Origin of the sequence: Thiobacillus denitrificans ATCC 25259, from assembly GCF_000012745.1 — a bacterium.
Taxonomy (GTDB): domain Bacteria; phylum Pseudomonadota; class Gammaproteobacteria; order Burkholderiales; family Thiobacillaceae; genus Thiobacillus; species Thiobacillus denitrificans_B.
On record NC_007404.1, the window covers coordinates 2,049,059 to 2,065,753 of the forward strand.

The 16,695-nt window shown below is 61.3% G+C and carries 21 protein-coding genes; 4 read left to right on the forward strand and 17 right to left on the reverse strand.

Features of this window, described 5'->3' with window-relative positions; all coding sequences use genetic code 11:
* Nucleotides 1-92: 92 nt before the first annotated feature.
* Complete coding sequence (locus TBD_RS09800; protein WP_011312467.1) at nucleotides 93-1,073, reverse strand: phosphoribulokinase; 981 nt, start codon at nucleotides 1,071-1,073, stop codon at nucleotides 93-95.
* A gap of 337 nt (nucleotides 1,074-1,410) precedes the next feature.
* Between TBD_RS09800 and TBD_RS09810 the strand changes: the two genes are divergently transcribed.
* A complete protein-coding gene (locus TBD_RS09810; protein WP_011312468.1) occupies nucleotides 1,411-1,956 on the forward strand; it encodes a hypothetical protein in 546 nt (181 codons plus the stop codon).
* Nucleotides 1,957-2,056: 100 nt separating this feature from the next.
* Here the strand turns inward: TBD_RS09810 and TBD_RS09815 are convergent, their stop codons facing one another.
* Nucleotides 2,057-2,986 carry a flagellar brake protein gene (locus tag TBD_RS09815; protein ID WP_011312469.1) on the reverse strand — a complete coding sequence of 310 codons (930 nt, stop codon included), beginning with the start codon at nucleotides 2,984-2,986 and terminating at the stop codon, nucleotides 2,057-2,059.
* Between the two features lie 499 nt (nucleotides 2,987-3,485).
* Here TBD_RS09815 and TBD_RS14855 point away from each other — a divergent pair, with 499 nt between their 5' ends.
* Complete coding sequence (locus tag TBD_RS14855) at nucleotides 3,486-4,400, forward strand: PEP-CTERM sorting domain-containing protein (RefSeq protein ID WP_011312470.1); 915 nt, start codon at nucleotides 3,486-3,488, stop codon at nucleotides 4,398-4,400.
* On the opposite strand, the gene TBD_RS09825 is transcribed toward TBD_RS14855, so the two are convergent.
* The 11 genes from TBD_RS09825 to TBD_RS09870 all read right to left on the reverse strand — a co-directional run bounded on the left by TBD_RS09825 (nucleotide 4,360) and on the right by TBD_RS09870 (nucleotide 11,823).
* A complete protein-coding gene (locus TBD_RS09825; protein ID WP_011312471.1) occupies nucleotides 4,360-4,863 on the reverse strand; it encodes a hypothetical protein in 504 nt (167 codons plus the stop codon). The two genes, TBD_RS14855 and TBD_RS09825, sit on opposite strands and share 41 nt — an antisense overlap.
* Nucleotides 4,864-5,039: 176 nt before the next feature.
* Entirely contained in the window at nucleotides 5,040-5,630 is a 591-nt protein-coding gene (locus TBD_RS09830) for a YceI family protein (RefSeq protein WP_011312472.1), read from the reverse strand.
* 131 nt (nucleotides 5,631-5,761) lie between these two features.
* Complete coding sequence (locus tag TBD_RS09835) at nucleotides 5,762-6,055, reverse strand: type II toxin-antitoxin system RelE/ParE family toxin (RefSeq protein WP_011312473.1); 294 nt, start codon at nucleotides 6,053-6,055, stop codon at nucleotides 5,762-5,764.
* A gap of 8 nt (nucleotides 6,056-6,063) precedes the next feature.
* Nucleotides 6,064-6,342 carry a CopG family ribbon-helix-helix protein gene (locus TBD_RS09840; RefSeq protein ID WP_011312474.1) on the reverse strand — a complete coding sequence of 93 codons (279 nt, stop codon included), beginning with the start codon at nucleotides 6,340-6,342 and terminating at the stop codon, nucleotides 6,064-6,066.
* Nucleotides 6,343-6,602: 260 nt separating this feature from the next.
* A complete protein-coding gene (locus TBD_RS14860; RefSeq protein WP_011312475.1) occupies nucleotides 6,603-7,034 on the reverse strand; it encodes a hypothetical protein in 432 nt (143 codons plus the stop codon).
* Nucleotides 7,035-7,514: 480 nt separating this feature from the next.
* On the reverse strand, nucleotides 7,515-8,168 hold the full coding sequence (locus TBD_RS09845) for a PEP-CTERM sorting domain-containing protein (protein WP_148203039.1): 654 nt from the start codon (nucleotides 8,166-8,168) through the stop codon (nucleotides 7,515-7,517).
* Nucleotides 8,169-8,410: 242 nt separating this feature from the next.
* Nucleotides 8,411-8,593, reverse strand: a complete 183-nt coding sequence (locus TBD_RS15145; protein WP_011312477.1) for a disulfide bond formation protein B — start codon at nucleotides 8,591-8,593, stop codon at nucleotides 8,411-8,413.
* 264 nt (nucleotides 8,594-8,857) lie between these two features.
* A complete protein-coding gene (locus TBD_RS09855) occupies nucleotides 8,858-9,706 on the reverse strand; it encodes a transposase (protein WP_041432674.1) in 849 nt (282 codons plus the stop codon).
* Nucleotides 9,707-9,913: 207 nt separating this feature from the next.
* Nucleotides 9,914-10,762: an REP-associated tyrosine transposase gene (locus TBD_RS09860; RefSeq protein ID WP_011312479.1), complete on the reverse strand. Its 849-nt coding sequence runs from the start codon at nucleotides 10,760-10,762 to the stop codon at nucleotides 9,914-9,916.
* 16 nt (nucleotides 10,763-10,778) lie between these two features.
* Nucleotides 10,779-11,231, reverse strand: coding sequence for a cupin domain-containing protein (locus TBD_RS09865; RefSeq protein ID WP_011312480.1), 453 nt, complete (start codon nucleotides 11,229-11,231; stop codon nucleotides 10,779-10,781).
* Between the two features lie 16 nt (nucleotides 11,232-11,247).
* Nucleotides 11,248-11,823, reverse strand: a complete 576-nt coding sequence (locus tag TBD_RS09870) for a hypothetical protein (protein ID WP_148203040.1) — start codon at nucleotides 11,821-11,823, stop codon at nucleotides 11,248-11,250.
* A 432-nt stretch (nucleotides 11,824-12,255) separates the two neighbouring features.
* Here TBD_RS09870 and TBD_RS09875 point away from each other — a divergent pair, with 432 nt between their 5' ends.
* On the forward strand, nucleotides 12,256-12,873 hold the full coding sequence (locus tag TBD_RS09875) for a cytochrome c oxidase subunit 3 family protein (RefSeq protein ID WP_238376446.1): 618 nt from the start codon (nucleotides 12,256-12,258) through the stop codon (nucleotides 12,871-12,873).
* A gap of 3 nt (nucleotides 12,874-12,876) precedes the next feature.
* Complete coding sequence (locus TBD_RS09880; protein WP_011312483.1) at nucleotides 12,877-13,185, forward strand: hypothetical protein; 309 nt, start codon at nucleotides 12,877-12,879, stop codon at nucleotides 13,183-13,185.
* Here TBD_RS09880 and TBD_RS09885 read toward each other — a convergent pair.
* The 4 genes from TBD_RS09885 to TBD_RS09900 all read right to left on the reverse strand — a co-directional run bounded on the left by TBD_RS09885 (nucleotide 13,180) and on the right by TBD_RS09900 (nucleotide 16,596).
* A complete protein-coding gene (locus tag TBD_RS09885; protein WP_011312484.1) occupies nucleotides 13,180-14,592 on the reverse strand; it encodes a PLP-dependent aminotransferase family protein in 1,413 nt (470 codons plus the stop codon). The genes TBD_RS09880 and TBD_RS09885 overlap by 6 nt on opposite strands.
* Nucleotides 14,593-14,997: 405 nt before the next feature.
* On the reverse strand, nucleotides 14,998-15,213 hold the full coding sequence (locus TBD_RS09890) for a type II toxin-antitoxin system HicB family antitoxin (protein WP_011312485.1): 216 nt from the start codon (nucleotides 15,211-15,213) through the stop codon (nucleotides 14,998-15,000).
* On the reverse strand, nucleotides 15,210-15,464 hold the full coding sequence (locus tag TBD_RS09895; RefSeq protein WP_011312486.1) for a type II toxin-antitoxin system HicA family toxin: 255 nt from the start codon (nucleotides 15,462-15,464) through the stop codon (nucleotides 15,210-15,212). Before TBD_RS09895 ends, TBD_RS09890 begins: the two co-directional genes overlap by 4 nt.
* A gap of 1 nt (nucleotide 15,465) precedes the next feature.
* On the reverse strand, nucleotides 15,466-16,596 hold the full coding sequence (locus TBD_RS09900) for a ribonucleotide-diphosphate reductase subunit beta (RefSeq protein WP_011312487.1): 1,131 nt from the start codon (nucleotides 16,594-16,596) through the stop codon (nucleotides 15,466-15,468).
* Nucleotides 16,597-16,695: the final 99 nt, after the last annotated feature.

The window sequence follows — 16,695 nt, forward strand, 5'->3', positions numbered from 1 at the left end:
ACGGGATCGCGTTTAGCGGGCAATCGTCCATCGCAGCGTTTCCGCGATCGGACCGGGGGGCCCTCAACCGCGACCTGCAGGTCCGTCGATTTTCAAAGCTCCGATGGTACGCACGGGTCTGGCGCCCTTGATCCCGCCGCGGCGGGACCGCGGGCTTCCATGAAACCCGCCAGGATCGGGCTGCAAATCGCGGCAAGCGCAAGGCGCAGATTGTTGCTCGACACCACCATCGTGGTCGGCCGCGACATGTAGGCGTCGGGGATGCGCTTGAGCAAGGCGCGAAAATCGTGGCGCTCGCGGTCGCGGAAATGGATCACGCACAGCGATTCGTCGGGCAGGGGCACGTCGCGCGCGATGAAGGGATCCGAGGTGTCGACCAGCGGCATGCGCTGGATGTTGATGTCGGTCAGGCCGAACTGGGGGACGATGTAATGGATGTAGTCGTCCATGCGGCGGAGGATCGTTTCCACCGCTTCTTCGGGCGTGCAGCCGTTCTTGCAGTCGCGGTGGATCTTCTGTATCCACTCGAGGTTGATCGCGGGCACCACGCCGATCAGCAGGTCCACGTGCCGAGCTACGTCGATGCCGGGGCGGCCGACGCGGCGGTCGATGCCGGGCGGAAAATGACGCGCGTCGACCTTGCGGCGCGTCCAGGTGTTGGCGACCAGGCCGCCGTGCTGCCCCTCGTAGAACAGCAGATCGCTGCCTTGCGGCAGCGGCGCCCAGGGCGTGAACTCGCCCGCCGGCACGCCGAGTTCCCCGCCGTGTTCGGCGTTGTGCGCGTACTGGCGATACACCCCGCTGCCGCATTCGCCGTAGGTACGAAAAAACGATTCGAGCTCCTGGAAATGATTGCACTCCGGGCCGAACCAGGAAATCTTGCGGCCGCTACGCCGCGCCTCGTCGAGCAAGGCCGTGAACTGGCGGTCGGTATACCGCCGGAAGCCGTCGCCATGAACGAGCGCGGGTTTGATGTTCAGGCGCTCGAAAATGAACTTGAACGCGTGGCGTATCGTGGACAGGCCGGCACCGGACGAGCCGGTGACAGCGACGATCGGGTGCTGACGGGACATGGTCGGTCATTCCCCCAGGTTGGCCGGAAGGCAGCGGGACTGAAAGTTTACCCCTCCGTCCCCCAAAGAAGGAGCATCCGGCCGAAGGCGGAGCCGGACTCGGCTGCAGGGGCACGCACTCGATCGCCCTGCGCGTCGTTCCTCGGCAGTGGAAATGGGTCGCGACTGGCCTCCACGGCCTGCGCGAACTGCACGTCCATCAGAAAAGGGATTTTCCAGCCAAAGCGCGTCCGCGGGTTGGTGCGGTCCGCCGCGACGCCACTCGCCTCACTGTCCGTGGTATCTACAATGGTCAGCACGGCTCGCGCCCGTCGACACTGAAGCGAAAGGAAGCGCCATGAACGAGGACGAGAAGAACGCGCTGGTCGCCGAGCTGAAGCACGGGATACCGGGTCTGGTCAGCGCACATCTGGCGGAAGCGTCGACCCGGCAGAAAGTCGCCGATGCCGTCGAGGCGATCCTGACCGGCAACCGCTCGCCGGACGACCCCTACCGGACAACCATCCACTTCCTGGCGGGCCTCCTCACTTTCTGCCTCGGGGTCATCGCCGCCATTTTCAGCGTTCTGAGCGACAGCAACACCGACCCGTATCGGCTGAGCTACAGAATGCTGGGCGGCGTGCTGGCGTCGATCGCATTCGTCGCCTGGCTATGCACGGTCGCCGTTGCATTCGTTCAAACGGAGAAATACAGGCGTCGATCGGGGCGCCGCTACCGGGCGCCGCCGGTCTTCCTGCGCGCCGCACTGATGCTCGCGCTAACCCTCTTGGGCGGCGTGCCGGTCGCCTACTGCGTCCGCTATGGACACGCGATCCTCACCGGACTCGATGAACCGGTCGGGCTTTTGGATTCCTTGATCGGGGTGTGGACGCTCGCGTTCTGAGGCTGTTGCCGAGAAGGCCGCCTGCAAGTCCTGCCGCCAGAGTGCCGGCATCCGAAAGTGACATCGCTGCGCTGGCAGATCGAAAGCGTCGAACCGGTCCTCAGCCCTTACGCAACTGCAGCCGGTACACCAGCGCCATGATCGCGAGGCTGGTCGACTTGGGCAGTTCCTTGAACTGCACGCTCATCGTATGGACCGTCGTTTCCTTCCCCGTGCGCGACTCGGCGGAACACATCACGGCATCCGCGCGGATCGCCTCTTCGAGGTCGTCGCCGATCTTGATCCTGAAGCCGACCACGAACGGATCGCCCTTGGCGCATGTCACGGGCTCAGGCAGCACGATCTTGGCGCCGCCTACGCTCAGGTCTTTCAAAACGACGTCGCGGCTGTCGCCGCTCGCCGGGTTCAGCAGCGTGGCCGGCAGATCCGTGAGGGCGCGCAGCGCCTTCCTGATCTTGGTCTGGCAGACCAGCCGGGGATACTCAAGGTGAAGGTGCGGCATCGGATGGGAATGCGAGGCCAGCACGCGGGTGCGGAAGTTGTATAGGCTCGTCCCGGAAAATGTCTTGATATTGAAGAGCGTGCCGTCCTTCACCAGCAAGGGCTTGCCGGACACCATCGGCGTGGCCACCACGATGGCCCGGTCCTTGAGATAACCGATCAGCACCGCCGGCACGTCTGCCGCCACTACTTCGAGAGCAGGATGCAGCTGCAGAACCTCGCCGGGCTGCATCGCAAGATCGTCGAACGGGATCGGGTCGCCCGTGAGCCTGGTCTTGCTCTCGTCCTCGGACGGCCCCAGACCCATCGGCGGAATGGCGGATTTGGATCCCGCGGCCCCGGCGCCAACGCCGGAGCCGGGCTGTCGGAATACTCCCCGCTGAAGCATCGCAATGATTTGTGCCTCGGTGGCAGGTGCCATCCCTTTGTTGAGTAGCAGCACGCCGTTTTCGTCGTAGACGGCCCAAGACAAAGGCCTGCCGACCTCGAGCTCCGAGGCATGCACTCGAATGCTTCTTGGGTTGTCCATGGTTGTTCTCCGCGCCGCGGGCGTCGTTCTTGTGCGTTATCTACATACCCTCAACGAATAACGGCCTGTTCGCGGGTATGTTTAGGTCCGGCTTTTTGTGGAGGCCCGACGATTGAAGAACTGAAGGCGTCGCCATCGACGCGAGTTCCGCTGTGAAAAAGCGTCAGCGCAGCGACCAAGCGAAGCGACCGTCGTACTCAAGTGCCATAACCGCCGGTCGACCCGTAGAAGGCGGTGTCGCGCCCTCATGGTTTGAACATCCGCTGGCGCAATGCACCTTCGGTCGCTCTGCGCTGAGGCGCGCCGCTTGTTGCGCCCCGGAAGAAAATTCAGACAAGCGCCACGCTCGCGATTCTCTGTTTCCTACAAAGGGGAATTCCCCTTTGCCTATGCTGGACTCTTGCCTCCCCGGCAGAGAGAGGATTTAGCGGCGCCAGGGGCCTACCGTCAATCAACCCGACACATTTCACCGACTTGGCTTCTTAACAAAGGAGGGGGTATGAATAAATTTATAGAGATCCTGGGCGGCGGGGTTCTTGCGCTGTCCTCGGTGTGCGCCCACGCGGAAATATCCTATTTTCCCGACGCGGTTTTCGATAGCGAAAGCGGTTTGTATTGGCGCCTTTTTGAAACACTTGAGCAAGGGGAGGCGGCCGGCTTTAGCTGGGCTTCGGTGGATCAGACGGCGGATTTATTTCTTCATTACGCGCCGCCCGACGCCAATGGCACGCTTCCGGGTTATGACCCGGACTGGGGTGGCATTCTCAGTTACACGACAAGCGGGGACGGGATGTCCTACTCGTTTACCTGGGAGTCGAGCTACGATTACGACAACTATCTGCCACCCCTACTTTCGGATCCACTCGGATATAGCATTTCTTACGGAACTCCTGGACCGCACTCTCCCATGACCGACGCCTTGCTAGCTCAGGTATCGGGCGACAACCAAGAAGCTGTTACTGTGCTTCTCCGGGACGTCACACAAGCCGATCAATACGGTTGGATCGCTGGAGAGGTCGAAGGAATCATCGACCCGCCCTCGCAAAGCATCGACGATTGCCCTTGTCCTTTTTACGATGAGCGCACCGCCGCGATTACGATGGTCGACTATTACAACGACGATGGCTCTCTCAATATCGCCGGGTACCTGATGGTCAGCAGTGTGCCTGAGCCCACTCCCCCCGCCCTCTTTCTTGCGGGAATCGCTGGCATAGCGTTGCGTCGCAAACTCACACAGGTCTGCGCCCCCCGACTGGGCCGTGGTAAGGGATGCGGTCACGCACGCCATGCGTGCCGCACCGCAGGCTTTCGCCTCGGCAATGCCAGAGCCGATCTCGAAGTTCGCCTGGACGCGAGCCGGTCTGAAACCCGACTCAGCGGATCGGAATGGTCACGAACATCGCGGTCGTATTGACCGAGTTGAAGTCGCTCACCTTGGGGAAATGGGTGAAATTCACCGTCACGTGGTCGAAGCGCACCGCAAGCAGCGGGATCGGCGCGATGAAGGCGTCGCCGTTGTTGTAGGTGTCGCTATGGAACGCCGTCAGCGCGGCGCCGAGATTGAAGCGCCCCTCGCGATCGAGCGGCCACAGCAGCCCGGCCGCTCCGTACACCGCGGTGTTGCGCCCCGAGTCGTAATACGCGCCGGCGTCGGCGAAGGCCGAGGCGTTCAGCCATTCGCCAAAGGTATAGCGCAGGCCGAGGCCGGGGTTGAATTCATTGTCCCAGTCGTTTTCCTCGGCGGTATCGCGCTCCCAGTGATACGACAGGCCGTACAGGTTCACGCCCCACTCGGCTGAAGCAGTCGGCACGGCACAGGCCATGCCCAGCGTGAGCGCTACGGTGCGGACGATTCGACACGTCGATTGCTTCGGCATGGACTCTTCCTCTGAAGTTCGGACTCCCTCCACTATAGGTCGCGTGCCTACTGAGACAACGAACGTGCGCACGGCCATCGCTAATGAACAACGGACAGAGCACGACCGCTCGTAGCGCGAGACCGCACCTGTTCCAGCACCCACGGTGCTGCGGGCATGGCGACGACTCGGCCGGCTCAAATGGGGTGCAGGATCGCGTCGATGCGCTGCATGTCCGATTCGAGGATGGCCTCGACGTCGAGCGTGATCGCAACCTCGTCGCCGACGACCATGCCGCCGCGATCCATTGGCGCGTTCCAGCTCACGCCGAAGTCGTGCCGATTGATCACCGTGGTCGCGAGAAAGCCGATGCGCGTCGTCGGCCCCAGGTCCTTGTCGCCCTCCCAGTACGGGCACTGCCAGCGGCCTAGATAGCGCGAGTCGAGCACGACGCGACGGGTCACGCCGCGGAGCACGAGATCGCCCGCGACGCGGAGGTCGGCCTCGCCGACGCAGCGGACTTCGGTGCTGCGGAAGGCGATCTCCGGATAGGTCGCGACGTCCAAAAAATTCGGTCCACGCAGATGCGCGTCCCGCGCTTCGTCCCCGCTCCAGATCCCCGCGGCGTCGATCCTCGCCTCGACCGCCGCTGCGCCGGCCGGGTCATCCGGGTCGAAGTCGATGCTGCCGTGCACGTTCTTGAAGAGGCCGCGCATGTGCGACACCATCATGTGCCGCACCGCAAACTCGGCGCCCGAGTGTCCCGGTTCGAATATCCACTTGGCCATTTTCCGTCCCTCCAGACATCCGGCTCCCTGACCAAACCGAAGTATAGGAAGCGGAGGATGCAGAGCGGCCCCGTCGCGCCCCTTGAGGAAGCGCGGGGCGAGGCGGCCCTCAGGTTTTAGCCCGCTCGGCGTCAGCTCTCGAATCCGCTTTCACGCTGCTGGCGGACGGCGAGCACGATCGCCACGTCCCGCTCGACGTCGTATCGATACAGCGCGACGTAGCCCGTGCGCCCGCGCGAAATCAGCAGTTCGCGGTAGCCCTGCTCCGCCGGCCGGCCAACAAGGGGATGCTCCTTCAGGATGCGCAGGCCGCCGTACAGCAGCTGAGCCGTCGCAGCGGCGACGTCGGGGTCTGATTCGATCAGGAACGCGGTCAGGCGCTCGACGTCCTGCAAGGCGCGCGGTGCGAAGACAAGGCGAGCCACGTGCCGGCTCAGAGCTTGACAGCCTTGGGGCGCTTTGCGCGCTTGCCGGCGAGCGTGTCGTGCAGATAGCTGAACACCGCGTCGGCGTCGTACACCAAGCCGTACTCGGCGACCTCCTGCTCCGCCGTCATCGCCGCGTCGACGAAGGCGCGCCGCCGCTCGGCCAGCGCCGTCTGCGCCGCCAGCGCCTCGACCATGAAGGCATGGGGCGTCTTGCCAGCGTCGGCCGCGGCGATGGCAATACGTTCCTTCAAGTCGTCAGAAAGTTTGAGCGTGGTGGTGGACATGATTCGCCCTCGGTTATGGGTGACACCACGGTATCACCCGCCACCAGGGGCGTCAACGCTTGATTATGGTGTCTGACCCCATTTGTATAAATCTTGATCCATATGGATGGCAGGCATGATTCGGTCGTAGCCAGCAATGAGGAAACGGGTTCGACCAGAACGACAAAGCAGGGTCGGATGTAAAAAACCCGCCATCAATGGTGGCGGGCGGTAAGCTATTCGCGTTTGACGACGGCCGGCTGATGGGTGGCCCCTTTAATTCATTTGGTGTCTTTCCTAGTTGTCACCAGTTTTTTTGTTTCTATTGACGCAATCGCCTGATCTATTGAAGCGTTGATCGTCATACGTATATCTCCATCGCTTGGACCGGCATGGAAACTACGGTATGTCCCATACGAAAAATCTTTCTCACCAATCTTTCCCGCAATATCTACACGCACATACTTTTCCACAACAAAATATCCGAGCAGCCCGCTATTTGGAGGAAGCTCCGGTGTTGTTACCACAGTATCCGCACGGGTTAATGTTACTTGCTTGGTTCCGATCTCAGGCCCTAATTTTTGATACAGCCTGTGAAGAAACAGAGCCGCCGGGCTGGGGGAAATATGATCATCAGCATAATAAATACTGTGTTCCGTCTTATGGGTAAGCTTGTCGCTCTCAGGTCTTGCGTCGACATAGTTAGCTGGCAACGGAATGCTATTTCCCGTTCCTTGGATTTGTATATTCGATACTCCGCCACACCCACTCGTAAAAAGAATCAGGATGAAAGTGACGAGTGATAGGGTTGTTTTGGCATTTTAGGATGAGGGGATTTCATTGGTTTTTTTGCTATTTGCTAGTGGAGATGGGGTCTGAGCTCATTTGTTCTTGGTGCTGCTTCCGGATTTTCCTGATCCGGTCTCGTGGGCGCGGTGGATTGCAGGGGGCATTTTAATTTGAGCCTAGCCCCTTTAATCCCCGATCAATATGCAGATGATCAGGCGAACTCAAACTGATTTCGCCGTAGGAATAATTCGAGCCTGGCCCCTTTGATTCCCTTGTTAGGGGAATCCGGTCGCTGACGCAAGGGGCCGTCCTACTGCTTGCTTGATTGGCCGGGCCAAGCCCCTCTGGTCCGAATGCTGGAAACCGTGGTCTGGCCCTATACCCTTTATTGTTTTCCAGCTGGGTTATTCGCGCCGCTTGCGACGCACGGCCACCACCAGCATCCCAAGTCCGGATGCCAGCATCGCGTATATGTCGGGTTCAGGCACAGCCGACACGGAAATTGAGACGTTTGTCGAATCGAAAATATCGTTCAAAGCTGCGACGCTGTAAGTGAAGCCTGCGAAATTCTGCGGATTGGCAAAGTCAGCCTGCAACATGAAATCGTCCGTGTTCGTGCTCACGCTGCGTGCATCATCCCAACTTGTCGCCTTGTAGGCGCCCACGACGCCCGAAGACCCGGCAGGGTAATCCAGTGCAAAGTAACCGACCTCCGAGGGCGAATAAGTGCGATCCCCGATGGTCAGATTAAGACCGGTGACGTTGGTGCCGTCGAGCGTCACATGACCCGAAATGGCGGCATAGGGCACGGGCGTACCGTTATACGAGGTGAAGTTGGACGCCGTAAAGGTATAAACCTGTGCCGCAGCCTGGGCGGTCTGGACAAACAGGGAACCAAGCACAACAAGGCCCACTGCACTGGCAGCAGCCCAAAACGAGTTTTTCATAGTTACCTCCCCCTGGTTATTGTTGGCCGGGATATAAGCAAAACCTGTTCCCGTGGCGCTCTTAATGGCATATCCATGATTCATCAGGGAAACCTTTTCCAGAAAGCGCAAATCCCGCGTTCGATGTAAAGGATTTCGACAATCCAGCGAGCCTATACAGGCATGCAGTTCGCCGAACAGCCTGGAAATTCGAAGACGTGAAAATCGTGGCCTGGACTGACCCCCTTTAGTTACAGGTCCGGCCCCATCTGTTCCTGTTTATTTGTTGTCGCGGCGCAGCAGCGCCTATAGCCCCAGCACCGCACACGCCGCAAAGGCGACCAGCGCCCACACCGCAAGCGAGTAGCCGAAAATCAACAGCGACGTATCCTGCACACGCCGGGCGCATCGAACAGAACCGGAACCCGCTGACCCAGCCAGTACACGATGCCCTCGACGAAATTGGTCTCGGCGCCGCAGGAAAAAATGTTCGCAGGCTGGTGCTGCAGCCATACCTGATAGCCCGCCACGGCCGCGCCCGACAGCGCCGTCAGCACGGGTCAAGCCGCCGGCGATGCGCCCGGCAAGATTTCGATGCGTGAAGAAGGCGACCAGCGCCGCCACCCCCATCAGCATGAACAGCGTGCGCTGGGCGATGCACAGCGGGCAGGGTTGCGCTTCAGCCACGCCACCATGATGAAGCTTGCGGCGACGAGTGCCATGCCGGCCAGTGCAATGGCGAGCCAGAGGAGGGCAACAGCTGCGTGTGAACAGCTTCGGGGTCACAGAACAGCTTCGGGGTCAGGTCTTTCATTATCACATCAACCTCCCGCTGTTTTTTCATAAGCCTTCACCAGCCGGCTCACGGTTGTGTAGTGAACGCCAAAATGAGCAGCGATTGCTGCCATCGTATGCTGTCCAGACAAATATGCGCGCGCTATCGCCTCGTTGCGATCGTGGCGTCGCTCGAAATCCGCCAACGGTTGCGTCAACGCACGACGCTGGGCACGCGGAATTTCATCCAGCGCCGGCTTCTTCTCGATAAGCGCCTGCATGTTCCGGACGAAGCTTTCCGATCCCAGATAAATCTGCCCCTGCAGTTGCGTCCACACGCTCGGCAGCCGCGCACCTTGATGCACAAACTCAACGTATTTGCGAATCGCCCCGGACCGCTGCCGCCCGAACTGCGCAAGAATCCATTCGGTATGCAACCAATCAGGCGCATCTGTCTGACCGCAGGTGGCGAAATAACTACTCCAGGGCCAGGCTTCAAGTCTTTTCACCATCGCGGCACGCAGCGGGTTCAGCACAATGTAGCGAGCCAGCTCCAGCAGATAGCTGTCCCGTTCAACCAGGATGGCCTTGTAGCGCCCCTGGAACACATGCCCCACCCGGCCGTGCGCGCGGTTGAAGCTTTGCGTATACACCCCATTGAGCTGACGCATCCCCTTGGACAGATTGGCTTCGGGCGTCTCGATCAGCAGGTGGTAGTGATTGTCCATCTGGCACCAGGCGTGGCACACCCAGTTGAAGCGCTGGCAAACCTGTCCCACCACCATCAGCCATGTAGTCCGGTCTGTGTCGGTTCGGTAAATGTCTTCCCGACCGTCGCCGCGCGAGGTGATGTGGTAAAGGCCTCCGGCCAATTCAAGTCTTAAAGGGCGTGCCATGGGCCTGAGTATGGCATTGGGAGTGTGATAATGAAAGACCTGACCCCGGGTGTGTGATGCTCCACTCACGTTCCACCTGGGCCGGTGGCCGTGGGCCTGCTGGAGACGGCGCCGCTTGCCGAGGCGGTGATGCAATCCTTCGTGGCTATGCCCGAGAGCTACCTGAACACGGGCCGGTGCTTCGGGGTCAGGTCTTTCATTATCACATCAACCTCCCGCCGTTTTTTCATAAGCCTTCACCAGCCGGCTCACGGTTGTGTAGTGAACGCCAAAATGAGCAGCGATTGCTGCCATCGTATGCTGTCCAGACAAATATGCGCGCGCTATCGCCTCGTTGCGATCGTGGCGTCGCTCGAAATCCGCCAACGGTTGCGTCAACGCACGACGCTGGGCACGCGGAATTTCATCCAGCGCCGGCTTCTTCTCGATAAGCGCCTGCATGTTCCGGACGAAGCTTTCCGATCCCAGATAAATCTGCCCCTGCAGTTGCGCCCACACGCTCGGCAGCCGCGCACCTTGATGCACAAACTCAACGTATTTGCGAATCGCCCCGGACCGCTGCCGCCCGAATTGCGCAAGAATCCAGTCGGTGCGTAACCAATCCGGCGCATCTGCCTGGCCGCAGGTGGCGAAATAACTACTCCAGGGCCAGGCTTCAAGTTTTTTCACCATCCCGGCACGCAGTGGGTTCAGCACAATGTAACGGGCCAGTTCCAGCAGATAGCTGTCCCGTTCAACCAGGATGGCCTTGTAGCGCCCCTGGAACACATGCCCCACCCGGCCGTGCGCGCGGTTGAAGCTTTGCGTATACACGCCATTGAGCTGCCGCATCCCCTTGGACAGATTGGCTTCGGGCGTCTCGATCAGCAGGTGGTAGTGATTGTCCATCTGGCACCAGGCGTGGCACACCCAGTTGAAGCGCTGGCAAACCTGTCCCACCACCATCAGCCATGTAGTCCGGTCTGTGTCGGTTCGGTAAATGTCTTCCCGACCGTCGCCGCGCGAGGTGATGTGGTAAAGGCCTCCGGCCAATTCAAGTCTTAAAGGGCGTGCCATGGGCCTGAGTATGGCATTAGGAGTGTGATAATGAAAGACCTGACCCCGGGTGCGTGTTGTGCAAGGGCATCACCGTCAGCCCGGGCACCAGACCGGGCAGCCATCGCATGGACGCGGTATCCAGCCGCACCGCCGCCGTATCTTCCGCGTCGAAAGCCAGGCGCTTGATGAACAGCACGCACCCCGTCTCGCTGTGCAGGGGTATCTCCGATCCCGGCGGATTGCGCAGATAGGCACCCGCCCCCCACACGCCGCGCGCATCCGTCAGCGTGCCATCGAGCACGAGGATTTCCTCGCCCAGTGCGCCGCCCGGCGCGGCGAACACCGCACCCGCCGGCGCCTGCACCAGGCTGGTCGTGCCCGCCTCCAGGCTGTCGAGCGGCTTGCAGGCCCCCTCGCCGTCCGCCGTCGCGAGCCAGGGCGCCGTTTGCGTCGCCACCGCCACGCGCTCGTTCAGATCTGCATGCATGTCATTTTCACCGTGGCTAACAATTGCAGGGACATGGTGTCTGGCCCCAATTGTTGATTTCAGAGGGGAGAATGTGATTTTGCAAGACCTGACCCTGAGGTATTCCGCCGCTGCCTTTGCCTTCGCAGGCGCTAACTGCATGGCCCAGTACCGCTCCGCTGGCCAGTCCGATCAATCCGCTCAAACGCGCAACCGGGAAGCCCAGTCCGGGCTGCTGCTCCGCGCTTTGGGGGAAAGCGCACTGGCTCGCGAGCGTATCCGGCATTGACACCGTGGTGCCATCAAACAGCACCAGCCGCCGTCCGCGCCAACGCCACGACTTCGGCAGGCGGGTTTCCAGCCGTTCGCCCGTGGTCCGATACAGCCGATCCACCATCTCCTGCGGCAGACGTTGCCGCGCCTGGCAGTAGGCTGACGTGTTCAAGCTGCAGGTGCTTTGCCTTTGGCCGACCCGTTCCGAGAGGCGGCGGCCAACCACGTCCTGGCACGCTTGGTCTTCGGAAAGCACCTGTTCGATGAAGTGGCGCAAGGTCGTCAACGGGGGATAGTGCCGATGACGAAAGACTGGCGCGGATTCCTCGATCGTCCCCATGATCTCCTCCGTCGGCAATACTTGTTCGAACACTCCTTGCCCGCCTTGGGCAAATCGATGTCGCAGTTCCCACACTTCGCGGCGCAGTCGCCTTGTACGTCTGCTACGATCCATTTGGCTGACCTCCGTCGTTGCCGTCCTGTCGTCGTCAAACTTCAGTAAAGCAACTTTCGGCTCGGTCAGCCTCCCCATCGGGAGCTTAACTTAGCGCCATGAGTATCTGACCCCATTTTCACTATTGGCGCGTTCATCCTTTATTTCGTTGCGCTGGCGCCGCTTGTCCTCTCCGTAACCACCGGCCGGCGCTGAGCCGTCGCCGACGTTATACGGACCGCCTGCGGGCACGCGCTTGCGTTGTCTGTGCCGGTCGGGATTCGTCTTTTCTGTGTCTGCACCGTTTTGATAGGGCGGGGACAATATCGAAGAAAGGCAATGGAGGGAAAAATGACAACTCTCGCTATTGAAGCGCCATCCCGGCCGCAAGTGCGCACGGTGACCGGCCGAATACCGGGCAACAGGGGCATGTGGGCGGGGATCACGTGCGAATTCGTCGAGTTCATCGTTCTCTTCGCTGTCTATTTCGTCGCGCGTGCCCACTTTCCGGACGCGTTCGAGCAGGGCGCGCAGCGCCTTTCGCTCGCTTCGGGCACCGCGATTACGTTGATCATGGTCACCAGCAGCTTTTTCATCGCCTGCTCGGTGGCAACGATACGCGCCGGTCGACGCCGGCAGTCGTTCTGGTGGCTGGTCGCCGGACTGGTCGTGGCGCTCGGTTATCCCGTCGTGAAGTTTTTCGAAGTCCAGGCGAACCTCGCGCAAGGGATCAATGGCGAGGCGGGGATTTTCTTCACCGTCTATTACTACCTGACGATCAACCATCTGGTGCACTCGTTCTGGGGGATTCTCGGCATTTTCTGGGTTCTGGCACGCCACCTCGGCGGGGCGTATTCGTCCGACGATTACAGCGGCCTGGAGGCGCTGGCGAGCTATTGGCACGCGACCGACATCATCTGGCTGGTCATCTTCCAACTCTGCTACGTATTGGCCTGAACCATGAGCACAATCGAAAAACAGCCCATCTCCCGGTTGGCGCCGCTCACCTTCGCGTGGGCCGGACTGGTCGCGCTGACCCTGTTCAGCGTTGTCGCCGGGCGGTGGTTCGACGGCGGCGTCTGGCTGCAGCTCTTCGTGGCCGGCACCGTCTGGCTGAAGGGCGTGCTCGTCGCCCGCGGGTTCATCGAAGTCGAGCTGGCCCATCCATTCATCCGCCGGGTGGTGCTGGCGTTCGTCGCCTTCGCGCCGCTTGCGCTGATCGGCATCGCCTTTTTCGGCGACCAGTTCGCCCGTTGGGCGACGCTATAACTGTTCGGCGATCAATTGCCCCAGCGTCACCATCGCATCCTGCTGGCGCTGCGAGTCCGAATGGCCGAAATTCAGCCGCAGATGGTGGGTGAATTCCCGCTTCGCCGAAAAAATGGGGCCGGGCGCGGTGCTGATGCCTCGCGCCAGCGTGCGTTGATGCAAGACCAGCGTGTCGATCTGCGGCGGTAGTTCCAGCCACAGGAAATAGCCGCCGTCGGGCCGCGCCAGGCGCGTGCCTTCCGGAAAATTCGGCTCGATCGCCGCGGCCAGTGCGGCTTCCTGTTCGGCGAGCTTGCGCCGCAAGTGCCGCAGGTGGTTCTCGTAGCCGCCGTGTTTCAGATATTCCGCGAGCGCGATTTGCACGGGAATCGTCGTCGCCAGCGTCGTCGAGAATTTTTGCCGCTGGACGCGCTCGGCGAAGCGCCCGGCCGCGACCCAGCCTACGCGGTATCCGGGCGCGAGATTTTTCGAGAACGACGAAACGTGCATCACCATCCCGTGCGGATCCACGGCTTTGGTGCACAAGGGCGCCTGGCGGCCGAAATAAAGCTCCGCGTAGACGTCGTCTTCGATGAGCGGCACGTCGTGACGATGCAGCAATTCGACGAGTTCCTTTCTCCGCTCGTCCGGAACGAGGCTGCCTGTCGGATTCGAGAAATTGAGCATGAACAGGCAGGCTTTGACCGGATGGCGCTGCAGCGTCTCCGCCAGGGCGGCCATGCTGATGCCCTCGCGCGGGTGGGTCGGGATTTCGATCACCTTCAACCCGAGCCGCTCGCTCGCCTGCAGCCCGGCGTAAAAGGCCGGCGATTCGATGGCGATCAGGTCGCCGGGCCGGGCGACCGCCTGCAGACAGAGGTTGAGCGCCTCCATCGCGCCGCACGTGATGACGATTTCGTCGGGCGAAACGGACGCGCCGGACGCGAGGTAGCGCAAGGCCAGTTGCCGCCGCAACTCCTCGTTTCCGGGCGGCAGGTCGATGACCGTGGCGAGCGGGTCGAGCTTGCGTGCGGCGCTCGCCAGAAAACGCCCGAGCTTGTCGAGCGGAAACAGAAACGGGCTCGGGAAGCTCGAACCCAGCGGCACGACCGACGGATCGCGGACGCTTTCGAGAATCTGGAAAATGAAATCGCTGACCTGCAACTGTGTCGAGCTGGCGACCGGGCGCGTCATGTCCGGCTCGCGCAGGTTCTGCCGGAGCCGCGCGCGCACGAAATAGCCCGACTTCGGCCGCGCCTCGATCAGGCCGCGGCTCTCCAGCAGGTAGTAAGCCTGCGTGACGGTAACGGGACTCACATCATGGATGCGGCAGGCCTGGCGCACCGAAGGCAGGCGGTCGCCCGCGCGCAGCACGCCGTCGACGATCAGTTTCTCTGTGTGCTCGGCAATGTCGTGATAGCGGCTCATACGCAGATGCTATCAGCGTTGGCGGCGGCGCTTTCACCCGGTGGCTTCGCCTGATCCGTTGTCTTCGAAATCTTCAGCCGCCGCACCGCCGCGAGCCGGTCGCGCGCCGCTTTTCCATGGCCCGCTCCGCACGCCGTGTCCTTCTCCCTCCTACACACGGAACAGAGATGACAAATATGGAACGTGGAGTCGTTGACGCGCAGGTTTCGCCGACGGGGCGGATGGAGGTGCTATCGCGGACAGAGGCGGCGGCGTTGTCGAATCAGGGGCGAGGGGGGCTGCACGCAGGTGCACGCAGATACAAAACAGGGACACCATTTCTGCAGGGTCAGACACCATTTCAGCATCGTCCAGCCCGATCCGCTGGCAGCGTCGATAGCGATGAAGCGTGGGACAAAACAAGCATCAGGCATAGGCGAGGCGTCTGCCCTTCGGGGTCGGCACGGATCTTCCGAGTTCCTCGGCAGTCGCAATCCAGAGCGCGATCGCCTCGTTGACGCTGGCGAGCGCGGATGCCTGCGAATCGCCATGCGCCATGCAGCCGGGCAGTTCGGGCACTTCGGCGACGAAGGCCTGGTCGTCCTCGCTCCAGTACAGAATGATTTCGTACTTCGGATTCATTCCTCGGCTCCAAGTTTGTATTGAAGGATTATGGCGCGGACTTGCCGAACCTGGTAGGGCTTGGCCTTGCCGCCATCGCGCTGGAGGTTGATCAATTCCAGAACGTCAGGATGGCTGAAAATGTGATGGCTGCCCCGTGTGCGCTGCGAAAAACCCAGGCTGGTCAGGACCTGGCACAGCTCGTCGAAGCCGATATTGGCATCGCTGCGGCCGAGCAGGATCTGCTCGATCAGCTTCGCGAGCTTCGCCATGTCAATCCCAGCTCAACGCCCCGCCCGTCTGATACTCGGTGACGCGCGTCTCGAAGAAGTTCTTCTCCTTCTTCAGGTCGATCATCTCGGCCATCCAGGGGAAGGGGTTGCTGACGCCGGGGAACATCTCGTCCAGCCCGATCTGCTGGCAGCGGCGGTTGGAGATGAAGCGCAGGTATTCCTTGAACTGAGCGGAGTTGAGGCCCAGCACGCCGCGCGGCATGGTGTCTTCGGCGTAGCGGAATTCGAGCTCGACGCCCTTCTGGATCAGGGTGCGGATCTCGGCCTTGAACTCGCTGGTCCAGAGGTGCGGGTTTTCCTGCTTGATGGTGTTGATGAGGTCGATGCCGAAGTTGCAGTGCATGGACTCGTCGCGCAGGATGTACTGGTACTGCTCGGCGGCGCCGGTCATCTTGTTCTGGCGGCCGAGCGCGAGGATCTGCACGAAGCCGACATAGAAGAAGATGCCTTCCATGATGCAGGCGAAGACGATCAGCGACTTCAGCAGTTTCTGGTCGTTCTCCGGCGTGCCGGTCTTGAATTCGGGGTTGGTGAGCGTATCGATGAAGGGGATGAGGAAGTCGTCCTTGTCGCGGATGCTCTCGATCTCGTGGTAGGCGTTGAAGATTTCCGCCTCGTCGAGGCCCAGGCTTTCGACGATGTACTGGTAGGCGTGGGTGTGGATCGCCTCTTCGAAGGCCTGGCGCAGCAGGTACTGGCGGCACTCGGGCGCTGTGATGTGGCGGTAGGTGCCGAGCACGATGTTGTTGGCGGCGAGCGAATCGGCCGTCACGAAGAAGCCGAGGTTGCGCTTGACGATGCGGCGCTCGTCCTCGGTCAGCGCGGTCGGGTCCTTCCACTGCGCGATGTCGCGGCTCATGTTCACTTCCTGCGGCATCCAGTGGTTGGCGCAGCCGGCGAGGTATTTCTCCCACGCCCACTTGTACTTGAAGGGAACGAGCTGGTTCACGTCGGTGGCGCCGTTGATGACACGCTTATCGGAGGCGCGCACGCGAGTCGTCGCGGCCGGCTGGGCGGCAGGCGCAGCGGCGGCGGCCGGCACATACGCGGGCTCGGGCACGCGCGGCACGAGTTGCGGGGCGGGCGTGAAGTCGTCTTCAAAGTTCAGCATCGTTTTTTCTCTCCTTTGGGTTTCCCAAAGTGGGCCGGGGCCCACACTACATATTCATCTTTACGGTCGGCCGGAAGGGCTTCGATCCCCTGCGCCCCA

Excerpts from the sequence above, each read along its gene's own strand:
- TBD_RS09870 (WP_148203040.1), bottom strand. The coding sequence starts at position 11,823 with ATGGGGACGATCGAGGAATCCGCGCCAGTCTTTCGTCATCGGCACTAT.
- TBD_RS14855 (WP_011312470.1), top strand. The coding sequence starts at position 3,486 with ATGAATAAATTTATAGAGATCCTGGGCGGCGGGGTTCTTGCGCTGTCC.
- TBD_RS09825 (WP_011312471.1), bottom strand. The coding sequence starts at position 4,863 with ATGCCGAAGCAATCGACGTGTCGAATCGTCCGCACCGTAGCGCTCACG.
- TBD_RS09880 (WP_011312483.1), top strand. The coding sequence starts at position 12,877 with ATGAGCACAATCGAAAAACAGCCCATCTCCCGGTTGGCGCCGCTCACC.
- TBD_RS09865 (WP_011312480.1), bottom strand. The coding sequence starts at position 11,231 with ATGCATGCAGATCTGAACGAGCGCGTGGCGGTGGCGACGCAAACGGCG.
- TBD_RS09855 (WP_041432674.1), bottom strand. The coding sequence starts at position 9,706 with ATGGCACGCCCTTTAAGACTTGAATTGGCCGGAGGCCTTTACCACATC.
- TBD_RS09885 (WP_011312484.1), bottom strand. The coding sequence starts at position 14,592 with ATGAGCCGCTATCACGACATTGCCGAGCACACAGAGAAACTGATCGTC.
- TBD_RS09830 (WP_011312472.1), bottom strand. The coding sequence starts at position 5,630 with ATGGCCAAGTGGATATTCGAACCGGGACACTCGGGCGCCGAGTTTGCG.
- TBD_RS09810 (WP_011312468.1), top strand. The coding sequence starts at position 1,411 with ATGAACGAGGACGAGAAGAACGCGCTGGTCGCCGAGCTGAAGCACGGG.
- TBD_RS09840 (WP_011312474.1), bottom strand. The coding sequence starts at position 6,342 with ATGTCCACCACCACGCTCAAACTTTCTGACGACTTGAAGGAACGTATT.
- TBD_RS09800 (WP_011312467.1), bottom strand. The coding sequence starts at position 1,073 with ATGTCCCGTCAGCACCCGATCGTCGCTGTCACCGGCTCGTCCGGTGCC.
- TBD_RS09815 (WP_011312469.1), bottom strand. The coding sequence starts at position 2,986 with ATGGACAACCCAAGAAGCATTCGAGTGCATGCCTCGGAGCTCGAGGTC.
- TBD_RS09860 (WP_011312479.1), bottom strand. The coding sequence starts at position 10,762 with ATGGCACGCCCTTTAAGACTTGAATTGGCCGGAGGCCTTTACCACATC.
- TBD_RS09875 (WP_238376446.1), top strand. The coding sequence starts at position 12,256 with ATGGAGGGAAAAATGACAACTCTCGCTATTGAAGCGCCATCCCGGCCG.
- TBD_RS09900 (WP_011312487.1), bottom strand. The coding sequence starts at position 16,596 with ATGCTGAACTTTGAAGACGACTTCACGCCCGCCCCGCAACTCGTGCCG.
- TBD_RS09895 (WP_011312486.1), bottom strand. The coding sequence starts at position 15,464 with ATGGCGAAGCTCGCGAAGCTGATCGAGCAGATCCTGCTCGGCCGCAGC.
- TBD_RS09890 (WP_011312485.1), bottom strand. The coding sequence starts at position 15,213 with ATGAATCCGAAGTACGAAATCATTCTGTACTGGAGCGAGGACGACCAG.